The following is an 8,682-nucleotide window of genomic DNA, read 5'->3' as shown; positions in this document are numbered from 1 at the left end:
GGCGTCCAGTCCGGACTCTGCCTCGACGCCAACGCAGCCGGCACCGCCAACGGCACCAGGACCATCCTCTGGTCCTGCAACGGCGGCACCAACCAGCAGTGGAGTTCACCGACCCCGCCGCCGGACCCGCCGGACCCGCCGGCGCCGGGCGGCGCGGGCACATGTGACATCTACGCCTCGGGCGGCACCCCCTGCATCGCCGCCCACAGCACCGTACGAGCGCTCTACGGCACCTACGCCGGCAACCTCTACCAAGTCCGGCGTTCGTCCGACAGCACGACCCGGAACATAGGCGTCCGGAGCGCGGGGGGCGCCGCCGACGCGGCGACACAGGACTCGTTCTGCGCGGGGACCGCCTGTGTCGTCACCGTCGTCTACGACCAGTCCGGCCGCGGGAACGACCTGTGGTACCAGGGTTCGAGTGTGGTTCCCGGCTCCTCCCAGAGCCGCCCGGCGACCGCGACGTCGGAGTCTCTGACGGTCGGCGGCAGCAAGGCCTACTCGCTCTACATCAACCCCGGCAACAGCTACTGGCGGGACGGCCACCTGACCGGCGTACCGACCGGCAGCGCCCCCGAAGGCATGTACATGGTGACCAGCGGCACCCATGTCAACGGCGGCTGCTGCTTCGACTACGGCAACAGTGAGACGACCCGAGCGGCCGACGCGGCCGGGGCGATGGACGCGATCAATTTCAGCACCCAGTGCTGGTTCGGCGGGTGCGCCGGCAGAGGTCCCTGGGTCCAGGCCGACCTCGAATGGGGCCTCTACTCCGGTGGAAGCCAGAGCTGGAACACGAACCAGCGGGCCTTCACCAGCAAGTTCGTGACGGCGATGTTGAAGAACAACGGGACGAGCCGTTTCGCGCTCAGGGGTGCCAACGCCCAGTCCGGAAGCCTGACCACGCTGTGGGACGGCGCGCTGCCGCCCGGCTACAGCCCCATGAAGAAGCAGGGCGCCATCATCCTCGGCAGCGGTGGTGACTGCTGCAAGCCCGGCGGCGGCGCGAACCTCAGCGCCGGCACCTTCTACGAGGGCGCGATGGTGTCCGGCTACCCGTCCGACGCGACCGACAACGCGGTACAGGCCAACATCGTCGCCGCCGGCTACCGCTGAGTTGCTCATCCATGAAGGGAGAAACATGATGCGACAAGGCATCAATCGTCACCGATGGCGCACACCGATCGCGATGGTCATCACCCTCTTACTCGCCGCGGCCGGCATCAGCGGCATCGGACTTTCGTCCGCCGCCGCGGCCGAGGCCCCCTCCGTCGCCCCGAGCTCCGGATGCGGCAAGCCCCCGACGCTGTCGAGTGGTCCGCGCTCGATCCAGAGCAGCGGCAGGACGCGTAACTTCATCCTGCGGGTGCCCGCCAGCTACGACAACAACCGCCCGTACCGAGTGGTCTTCGGTTTCCACTGGAACGGCGGCACCGCCAATGACGTCGACTCGGGCGGAACCAGCGGATACTCCTGGTCGTACTACGGCCTGCGAGCGATCTCGAACGACAGCGCGATCTTCGTCGCGCCGCAGGGCCTCGGGAACGGCTGGGCCAATTCCAACGGCGAGGATCTGACCTTCGTGGACGACATGGTCAGGCTGATCGACGCGGGCCTGTGTGTCGACACGAACCAGCGCTTCGCCGGGGGTTTCAGCTACGGCGGCGGCATGAGTTTCGCACTCGCGTGCTCCCGGCCTACCGTGTTCCGCGCGGTCGCCGTGTACGCGGGCGGCCAGTTGAGCGGGTGCAACGGCGGTACCCAGCCGGTCGCGTACATCGGTCTGCACGGCTTGCGGGACCCGGTGCTCCCGATCGCCACAGGGCGTTCGCTGCGTGACAGGTTCGTGCGGAACAACGGCTGCACCGCCCAGAACCCGCCGGAGCCGGCACGGGGCAGCCTCACGCATGTCGTCACGACCTACTCGGGGTGCCGCGCCGGCTACCCCGTGGCATGGGCCGCGTTCGACGCGGGTCATACACCCGGTCCCGTCGATGGATCGGCCGGTGACTACGAGCCCGGGGAGAGGTCGTGGACCCGGGCGGTGGTGTGGAACTTCTTCACACAGCTCGACGGCTCGACGCCCACCCCGCCGGACCCGACCACGTTCCGGCTGCGCAACGAGAGTGCGGGCCGGTGCCTGGACGTCAACGGCGCGAACGGGGCCAACGGCACACCGATGATCGTCTGGGACTGCCACAGCAACGCCAACCAGCAGTTCACCCAGAACGGTCAGGCGCTTCAGGTGATGGGCAAGTGCCTGAACGTTCCTACCGACGCCGCCGCCGGCACGCGGGTGCAGATCCAGGACTGCAACGGTGGCGCCAACCAGCAGTGGGCCCTCAACAGCAACGGCACGATCCGCAACGCTCAGAACGGCCTGTGCCTGGACGTCAACGGCGCGGGCACCGCCAACGGCTCCGCGGTCGTCGTGTGGAGCTGCCACGACGGCGCCAACCAGCGCTGGGCGCGAGCGTAGGCACACGAGGGAAGGGCCCCCGACACCGCGCGGTGTCGGGGGCCCTTCCTGCGTGCGGCGTCAGCTCAGGGCAAGGTCCATTTCTGGTTGGCGCCGCCGTGGCAGGACCACAGGTGCACCAGGGTGCCGTCCGCGGAGCCACCGCCCGACACGTCCAGGCACTTGCCCGACTGCGGGTTCCGCAGCGACCCGTCCGGGTTCGCCTGCCAGTTCTGGTTGGCACGACCGTTGCAGGACCACAGCACGACTCTCGCCCCGTCCGCCGTACTGCCACCGCTGACGTCCAGGCACTTGCCCAGCGCCTTGACCGTCGACCCCGGCGTCACCGTCCACTGCTGCCTCGCCGACCCCGTACACGACGAGATCTGCACCGCCGTCCCGTCCGCCGAACCGCCGTCACGGACATCCAGACACTTGCCCCCGACTCCCACGATCGGACCCGCGCCGGGGGTGGGGGTCGGGCTGCCGCCCAGCTCCTTGATCCGGATGTTGCGGAACGACACGTCGTCCCCCGTGCCGTGGTTCTGGATGCCGACGTGGCCGGCGAGCGAGCGGGCGGGGTTCGTGTTGGTGAAGTCATTGATCTTCACGCCGTTGAGCCACACCTGGAGCCGCTCGCCCTCCACCAGCACCTCGAAGGTGTTCCACTCGCCCGGTGGATTGAGCGCCGCGTCCCGGGCAGCCGTGTCCGGGGCCTTGACGGCGTAGATCGAGCCCGTCGTGCGGTCGGGCGCGTCGGTGGCGTCGATCTGGACCTCGTAGCCGTTGTCCAGTGCCGACTGCGGGTCGTTCGTCGGTGGGAAGCCCACGACCACGCCGGAGTTGTCGTCGCCGGGCATCTTCCAGTCCAGCTTCAGCGAGTAGTTGGTGAACTGCTTGGCGCTGTACCAGAGCATGCCCATGCCGCCGTAGGAGGCGAGGGTGGCGTCCGTGTTGGTGAAGCCGCCCGGACCGGCCTGCGACCAACCGGTGGTCGAGCCGTTGTAGAGGGGTGTGTAGCCGGTCTCGGGCCGGCAGTCGGCCTTGGTCCGGCCCGCCGCGTACCGGATGCCGCCGAGGAGATGCGCCCGGAAAGCCGGCTCCGCGTACGACGCCTGACTGTGCCCGCCGCCGGTGTAGAAGGCCCGGCCACCCGCGTGGGTCTTGCACCAGCTGTGTGGGTGGTCGGCACCCATCGAGCCACCCGAGTACGACGACTCGTCCAGCGTGGTGAGCACGCGCGCGGTGGTGCGGGGGTTGGTCCGGAAGTTGTACCACTCGTCGGTGCGGGTCCAGGTCTGCGGCAGGTGGGCGGTCGCCGCGTGCGCCCGCCCCTCCACCTTGACGTTGGCCTGCTGGACAGCGGGGTGCGAGGCGAAGTAGGCGCCGACCAGATCGCCGTAGAACGGCCACTCGTACTCCGTGTCCGCGGCCGAGTGGACGCCGACGAAGCCGCCGCCCGAGCCGATGTACGACTGGAACGCCGACTGCTGGGCGTCGTTGAGGACGTCGCCGGTGGTGTTGAGGAAGATCACCGCCTCGTAGCGGCTCAGGTTGCCGGTGGTGAACTGGTTGCCGTCCTCCGTGGCCGTGACCGTGAAGCTGTTCGCCGCGCCGAGGTCGCGGATGGCCTGGATCCCCGCCGGGATCGAGTCGTGCCGGAAACCGGCCGTCCTGGAGAACACGAGGACGTCGTAGGCCGTGTCCGCGGCATGGACGGGGTGGGGCTGTCCGAGGAGGACCAGAGTGGCGAGTGCCGTGGCCGCCCCACCGAGCAGGGTTCGGAGTTGTCTGCGCATGTGCGTCGCTCCCTTCTTGGTGACCGACATCAGGGCAGGGTCCATTTCTGGTTGGCGCCGCCGTGGCAGGTCCACAGGTGCACCAGGGTGCCGTCCGCGGAGCCACCGCCCGACACGTCCAGGCACTTGCCCGACTGCGGGTTCCGCAGCGACCCGTCCTGGGACGTCTGCCAGTTCTGGTTGGCACCGCCGTTGCAGGACCACAACTGGACCTTCGCCCCGTCCGCCGTGCTGTTGCCGCTGACGTCCAGGCACTTGCCCAGCGCCTTGACCGTCGAGCCCGGCGTCACCGTCCACTGCTGCCTCGCCGACCCCGTACAGGACGAGATCTGCACCGCCGTCCCGTCCGCGGAAGCGCCGTCACGGACATCCAGACACTTGCCCGCGACTCCCACGATCGGACCCGCGGACGGGCCTTCGCCGGTGTCGAAGGTGAACGCGTCGACGTCGAAGAGGAATCCTGAGCCGCCGGTGAAGGTCAGGTAGAGCGTGGTGGTGCCGGCCGGTGCACCGGAGATCGAGCCACGCACGGTGGTGAAGTTCGTCCACGAGCCGGTGACCGGGACGGTTGCGGAGCCGAGGACGGTGCCGGTCGGCGAGCCGGCCCGAACCTGCAACGTGCCGCCCGCGCCGCCCGACGACACCCGGGCACTGAACGACGTGGCGTTGTTCAGCTTGTACGGCTCGAACGCGATCCAGTCACCGTTCTCGATGTCGCCGACGGACTTGCCGCCCTCGGCGGTCGACTTGTCCAGGATGGTGACGCCGGACGACGTCTTGTAGTGCTCGGCCTGCCGGTGCTTGGGCTGCAGGGTGTGCTGCGTGTGCGTGGTGAGCCCGGCGTTGTCGGTGTACTCGGCGTCGAAGACCCCGAAGATGTTCGCCGCGTCGTCGTGCTCACCGTCGACCGGGATGGTGATCGTGCCGGAGCAGCCGGTCTTCGAGGTGATCGGGTGGCCGTGGCTGTCGTGACCGACGATGTACGTCATCTTGACCTTGGCGCAGTCGACGGTGCCGTCCTCCGGATCGGTCACGGTGACAGTGAAGGGCACGGTGTCGCCGAAGGTGAAGATCTCCCCCGCGGCGGGTCTGTTGATGGTCACGGTCGGCGCGGTGTTGCCGACGGTGATCCGCACGTCGGCGGTGCCGGTGGCACCCTGCGGGTCACGCACGGTCAGCGTGGCCGTGTAGTTCCCGTTCGTGTTGTACGTCTTCGTCGGGTTGGCGGCGGTGGAGCTGGTGCCGTCACCGAAGCTCCACGCATAGGTCAGTGCCCCACCGTCGGGGTCGGACGAGCCGGCCGAGGAGAAGGTCACGGTCAGCGGCGCCGCGCCGGACGTCCGGTTGGCGCCGGCCACCGCCGTGGGCGCGCGGTTGCCGACGCCGACGTAGTCGAAGCGGTACAGGGCGGAGTTCTGGTCGCCCTGGTAATACCCGGTGCCGTAGTCCAGCACGTAGTAGGAGCCGTCCGGGCCGAACGCCGAGTCGATCACCTGCTTGCCGTTCCAGGGGAAGCTGTCGATGGTCCCCGGGGAGCCGTCGGCGTTGAGGTGGATCGGCTTGATCCAGCCGCGGCCGAACTCCGTGGCGAAGAACTGCCCGTCGAACGACTGGGGGAACTTCGTGGGCGAGCTGACGTCGGGGTCGTAACGGTACACCGGGCCCGCCATCGGCGACTCCGAGCCGCCGCCGAACGCCGGCGGGCTGCCGGCGTCACCGCCGTAGCGGATCCAGGCGGCCTTGGCGGGCGGCAGCGTGCTCAGGCCGGTGTTGCGGAACGAGTTGTTCGTCGCCCCGCCCGAGCAGTTGTACTTCGCGCCCGCCGTGTTGGTGGCGAAGTCCCACTCGGCGAACGTCTCGGCGTTCGTGTTCGTGCCGTTGCAGTACGGCCAGCCGTAGAAGCCCGGGCCCGTGACGCGGTTGAACTCGACCTGGCCCTGGGGCCCGCGCGCCGAGGTGGCCCCGGCGTCGGGGCCGTAGTCGCCGACGTAGACGATGCCGGTGGCCTTGTCCACGCTCATCCGGAACGGGTTGCGCAGGCCCATCGCGTAGATCTCCGGCCGGGTCCTGGCCGTGCCGGGGGCGAACATGTTGCCTTCCGGGATCGAGTACGACCCGTCGTCCTTCACCTTGATCCGCAGGATCTTGCCGCGCAGGTCGTTGGTGTTGGCGGCGGTGCGCTGCGCGTCGAACGCCGGGTTGCGGTTGGTCCGTTCGTCGAGTGGGGCATATCCGGCGGACTCGAACGGGTTGGTGTCGTCGCCGGTGGACAGGTACAGGTTGCCTGCCGCGTCGAAGTCGATGTCCCCACCGGCGTGGCAGCAGATGCCGCGGTCGGCCGGCACGTCGAGGACATCCACCTTGCTGGACTGGTTGATCGTGAAGTCGGCGTTGAGCGTGAACCGGGAGAGCCTGTTGACTCCCTGCCACGTGGACCAGTTGCCGCCGGTGGTCGGTGCGTCGCCTCCCGGCGTGGACAGCGGCGGGGCGTAGTAGAGGTAGATGTGCCGGTTGGTGGCGAAACCCGGGTCGATGCCGATGCCTTGCAGGCCGTCCTCGTCGTGCACGTAGACGGGGATGGTGCCGATGACCGTGGTGGTGCCGCCCGCGTCGGTGCGGCGCACGGTCCCGTTGCGGGCGGTATGGAGCACCGACCGGTCGGCGAGCACGGCCAGCGACATCGGCTCACCGACCTCCGACACGCCGCGGGCCAGTTGGACCTGCTGGAAGTCTGCGCCGTTGATCGGGTGCGCCGCGGCCGGCGTCGCGCCGGACAGGTTCGCGATGAGAGCGGCCGCGACCAGGAGCAGAGCCGAACCGATGGCCGGCCAACGTGCGGCCGCGACCCTCCTGATTATCGTGAACATGACAATGCTGTCCCCTTCCTGAACAGATGACTGACAGGCTTGGGGCGCGCGCTGCCGCGCCGATGCCGTAGCGGGATGTCGCCGCTTCGGCCCGCCGGGTGTGTCTCAGCGGGCCACTACGCCGAGCGGGGGCAACCGCTCGGAAAAAGCTGGAGTCGATGGCTACCGCGCTGTCGGGTCACATCGACGACCGTGATGGTCCGTCAGCAAGGCTAGGAGACTTCAGCCCGACGTGTCCACACTTCCCCCCGGATCAGCCGGGCATTGCCGGCTGCCGGTGGGCGGGGCTCGGGTGCGTGCAGCCGCAAGGCGCAGGAGGGCGCCACCACGAGTTCGTCCAGCGCGTCAACACGCCGTACGAGACCAGGTAGTTGCTGCGCGAACGATACGCGGGAACCCCGTGGCCACACCCCCATGGCCTTGGCCGCGTCGTCCTGGTCCACCTGCTCACGTTCGCCACAGGCATCCTGCTCCGTTCGCGCTGTACTCCCACACCTGAAACCAAGCGTCCGCGCTGGGAACATCCGGTGCGGTCGGTGTGGTTGATCAAGTGAAGGGCCGGGACCACACGCTCGGGGATCACGGGGACCGTAGGATCGTCCGTCGCGCCGGGAACCGGACCCCGCGGTCGCGGCATGCCGCCGCGCCTGGATTCAAGACGTAGGTCTGTAGGAGGACTGATTCGTGGCTGGACGGCCCCTGACGCTCATGGCGGTACACGCCCACCCGGACGACGAGGCCACGGGAACCGGAGGGGTCCTCGCGCGGTACGCGGCGGAAGGCATCCGCACGGTTCTCGTGACGTGTACCGACGGCGGCTGCGGTGACGGGCCCGGGGGCGTCAAGCCGGGCGACCCGGGACACGATCCGGCGGCGGTCGCCTCGATCCGCCGCCAAGAGCTCGAGGCCAGCTGCGAGGTCCTGAAGATCAGCGATCTGGAGATGCTCGACTACGCCGACTCCGGGATGGTGGGCTGGCCCAGCAACGACGCCCCCGAATCCTTCTGGCAGACCCCCGTGGAGAAGGGCGCGGCCCGACTCGCGGACCTCATGCGGCGCTACCGACCTGATGTGGTCGTCACCTACGACGAGAACGGCTTCTACGGCCACCCCGACCACATCCAGGCCCACCGCATCACGATGGCGGCGCTGGAGATGACCGAGAACCTGGCACCGAAGGTGTACTGGACCACGATGCCCCGCTCGTCGATGCGGCGGTTCGGCGAGATCATGCGCGAGTTCAATCCGGACATGCCGGAGCCGGATCCCGCCGAGACCGCCGCGCTGGCCGAGATCGGCCTCCCCGACGATGAGATCACCACGTGGGTGGACACCACCGCGTTCAGCGGTCAGAAGTTCGACGCGTTGGCCGCGCACGCCAGCCAGGGCGAGAACATCTTCTTCCTCGGGATGGGCAAGGAGAGGTTCGGCGAGTTCATGGGCGTGGAGACGTTCGTACGCGTCCAGGACACCACCGGCGCCGCCCTGCCCGAGAGCGATCTCTTCGCCGGCCTGCGCTGATCCGCCCGTCCGACGAGCGGATCAGCGCACGCCGGCG

General features: G+C 69.0%; 5 protein-coding genes. 3 read left to right on the top strand and 2 right to left on the bottom strand.

Going from position 1 to position 8,682, the window contains the following annotated elements; translation table 11 throughout:
* Both AOK15_RS26440 and AOK15_RS26435 read left to right on the top strand, forming a co-directional pair.
* A partial coding sequence (locus AOK15_RS26440; protein WP_055520865.1) for an arabinofuranosidase catalytic domain-containing protein occupies nucleotides 1–1,116 on the top strand: 1,116 nt, incomplete at its 5' end.
* A gap of 73 nt (nucleotides 1,117–1,189) precedes the next feature.
* On the top strand, nucleotides 1,190–2,479 hold the full coding sequence (locus tag AOK15_RS26435) for a ricin-type beta-trefoil lectin domain protein (RefSeq protein ID WP_055520864.1): 1,290 nt from the start codon (nucleotides 1,190–1,192) through the stop codon (nucleotides 2,477–2,479).
* Nucleotides 2,480–2,544: 65 nt separating this feature from the next.
* On the opposite strand, the gene AOK15_RS26430 is transcribed toward AOK15_RS26435, so the two are convergent.
* Nucleotides 2,545–4,257, bottom strand: a complete 1,713-nt coding sequence (locus AOK15_RS26430) for a lectin (RefSeq protein WP_055520866.1) — start codon at nucleotides 4,255–4,257, stop codon at nucleotides 2,545–2,547.
* A 29-nt stretch (nucleotides 4,258–4,286) separates the two neighbouring features.
* Nucleotides 4,287–7,124 (bottom strand): carbohydrate-binding protein, encoded by a 2,838-nt coding sequence (locus AOK15_RS26425; RefSeq protein WP_055520863.1) that lies wholly within the window; start codon nucleotides 7,122–7,124, stop codon nucleotides 4,287–4,289.
* A 684-nt stretch (nucleotides 7,125–7,808) separates the two neighbouring features.
* On the opposite strand from AOK15_RS26425, the gene AOK15_RS26420 reads away from it, so the two are divergent.
* Nucleotides 7,809–8,645 carry a PIG-L family deacetylase gene (locus tag AOK15_RS26420; protein ID WP_107099522.1) on the top strand — a complete coding sequence of 279 codons (837 nt, stop codon included), beginning with the start codon at nucleotides 7,809–7,811 and terminating at the stop codon, nucleotides 8,643–8,645.
* Nucleotides 8,646–8,682: the final 37 nt, after the last annotated feature.

This window comes from Streptomyces ossamyceticus (assembly GCF_001418475.1).
GTDB lineage: Bacteria > Actinomycetota > Actinomycetes > Streptomycetales > Streptomycetaceae > Streptomyces > Streptomyces ossamyceticus.
This window is presented reverse-complemented; position numbering and strand designations above follow the sequence as displayed.